This window comes from Clostridia bacterium (assembly GCA_012841935.1).
GTDB lineage: Bacteria > Bacillota > Peptococcia > DRI-13 > DTU073 > DUTS01.
On the sequence record DUTS01000031.1, the window covers coordinates 1 to 2,524 of the forward strand.

Consider the following 2,524-nt stretch of genomic DNA (forward strand, 5'->3'; position numbering starts at 1 on the left):
GAGCAAAGTTTGCAACAGTCCTTAAGTACTTTTTCGGCACATTTAAAAAATATTATTCGTATTTTAAAACAGGTAGATGAAAATAGTCTTGTGCTACTTGATGAATTAGGTGCGGGAACAGATCCTACCGAGGGAGCGGCCTTGGCTAAAGCCATCTTGGAATATTTTATTCAATCAGGTGCCAAAACTATTGCTACCACCCATTATAGTGAATTAAAATCTTTTGCTTATCATCATTCCCGCGTGGAAAATGCCAGTGTGGAATTTGATGTTGAAACCTTACGGCCTACTTATCGTTTGTTAATTGGTATCCCGGGAAAAAGTAATGCTTTGGTAATTTCCGAAAAATTAGGTTTGCCATCGAAATTGGTAGATAGGGCTCGGGCTTTTCTTTCACAAGAAGCAGTACGTACGGCAGATTTAATTGCTAATTTGGAACGGGAACAATTGTTGGCGGAAAAAGAACATGCTTTAGTAGTTGAATATAAAAAAGAAGTGGCAGAAGAATTGGCAAAGTTAAAACAGCGAGCTGCAGAATTAGAAAAACAAAAGCAAGAAATTAGACGGCAGGCTCAAAAAGAGGCTTGGGAAATAACCAAGCAGGCTCGTCAGGAAAGTGAAGCTTGGTTAAAGGAATTTAAAGAGGCTCGTAAAAAAATGGATAGGCAAGCCCTTGGGGAAATGGAAAAGATTAAAAATGAATTAAGAGAAAAAGAAGCCATTTTGGCAGAAGAAGTTTTTAGGAAAAAAAGTGGTAAGAGTTTAAAAATCGAAGAAATTAAAGTAGGGATGTCGGTTTTTTTAAATAGGTTTAAACAACAAGGTTATGTTTTAGAAGAACCTAATGAAAAGGGACAAGTACTTGTTCAAGCTGGAATAATGCGTCTTTTGGTTGATTTAAGGGATTTAAGTACACTTGAGGAGGAAACTGTAAAGGCAAATGGTAGAACTACGGGTATTGGTAAAATAGTTTCCTCAAAGGCTAAAAATATTAACAGTGAAATTCATTTACGGGGTTTTCCGGTTGATGAGGCTTTGTTGGAAGTTGAGAAATATCTAGATGATGCTTATTTAGCTGGTTTACCCAAGGTACGGATTATTCACGGTAAAGGTACGGGAACGTTACGAAGTGCGATAACACGCTTTCTACAAAATCATCATTTAGTCGCTTCTTTTAGATTAGGTAATTATTATGAAGGGGGACAAGGGGTAACAATTGTAGAATTGGCAAAAAAATAACCTAAGTTTGACATAGGTTAGATGATGAGTTACTATAATTTTAACGAATAGTCTGAATTGGGGGGGTGATTTAATGTCCGAGGTGTTTATAGTACATTTATATTACGCATCTGCCGCTATTGCCGGGGGAGTTAGTGCTTATATTTTTAGTGAATTCGTCTATCCACATTTACGGGATTATTTGAAAAAAGTAGAAGTGATAAAAAAGAAGGGCCCTATAGAAATTCCGAAATTAGCTCCAGAGAAAATGAGTTTGGATGAACAGTTGAAAAAAAGTAAGGAAACAGTTCCTAGAGTAAAGGATCATAATTCTGTTAGGGATACGGAAGAATTAAGGAGGTAAGTAAAGTTTATAGACTAACCTTTACTTGGTTGGAAAGAGGGCTGGATTCATTAGTTAAAATATTAGTACCGCGGACGCGGTAATAATAGGTTGAATTTTTTTCTACATTAGTGTCTAGCCAACTTGTTTCAACAATAGTTTCGTTAAGGGCTATTTGGTTGGTAAAATTGGCTTCAAAATTTGGTGTTTTTGAACGGAAAAGATGATAAATAATTGGGTCACTAGTTGTGGGAATAGTCCAACTCAGTTTGATGCATGGTAGGTGATTTATTAATTGGGCCTCTGCTGTGAGGTAAGGTGTTGATAATTTTTCCACTTGGGGTAGGTTAATGGTTATTACATTGGAAGAAGTTTTAGTATTATTTTCAGAACTGCAGGCTATAACACGGTAGTAATACCTGTTGGCTTGAGGTAGATTATTATCCTGCCAGGAGTTAGTATTGCTAACTTCGGCAATTCGGTTTTGGGAGGTTAAAGGAACATTGGCTTCTGTAGAACGATAAATTTGATAATAAACATTAGTATGATCATCTAGTGGTTCCCATTGAAGTAAAATGGCTTTTGCTTGTCCTTGATTTGATGTCTGCAGTTCGCCTTTTAATTTAAATGATGTTTTAATTACTGGTGGTGGTTCATTACCGGGTTTTTCTTCGATGATTTCTATAGGTGCACCACTGTGTAGGGTACAGAATTCTTTGGGTGCTTCTTCGATGGCATCTTCTGGTGCAATCCTGCCTGTCCAAGGAGTAGGTCTTTTTAGAAAGATGCCGGTAATAGAATGAGGGCATTTGTTAGTTAAAAGTTTTCCAGTTTCGGCACAAACCGGTAATTCTACCCAAACATTGGAGACTGCGGTAGGTAAATATTTACTGTTAAATTTTTCTTGTACTAAATATTTTTCCGGGGTCAAACTTGATGGAATTAGCCCAGATTTATAATCAA

General features: G+C 36.8%; 3 protein-coding genes. 2 read left to right on the forward strand and 1 reads right to left on the reverse strand.

Translation table 11 applies throughout. The features are described from left to right. Positions 1–1,239: endonuclease MutS2 (locus GX687_01770; protein ID HHX96178.1), on the forward strand; the 1,239-nt coding region annotated here is incomplete at its 5' end. A 73-nt stretch (positions 1,240–1,312) separates the two neighbouring features. Further along, on the forward strand, positions 1,313–1,582 hold the full coding sequence (locus GX687_01775; GenBank protein HHX96179.1) for a hypothetical protein: 270 nt from the start codon (positions 1,313–1,315) through the stop codon (positions 1,580–1,582). Between the two features lie 7 nt (positions 1,583–1,589). Here GX687_01775 and GX687_01780 read toward each other — a convergent pair whose 3' ends face one another. Next, entirely contained in the window at positions 1,590–2,492 is a 903-nt protein-coding gene (locus GX687_01780) for a hypothetical protein (GenBank protein HHX96180.1), read from the reverse strand. Positions 2,493–2,524 lie beyond the last annotated feature (32 nt).

What these genes read in the sequence shown, in the direction of transcription:
- GX687_01775 (HHX96179.1), top strand. Translation starts at nt 1,313, where the DNA reads ATGTCCGAGGTGTTTATAGTACATTTATATTACGCATCTGCCGCTATT.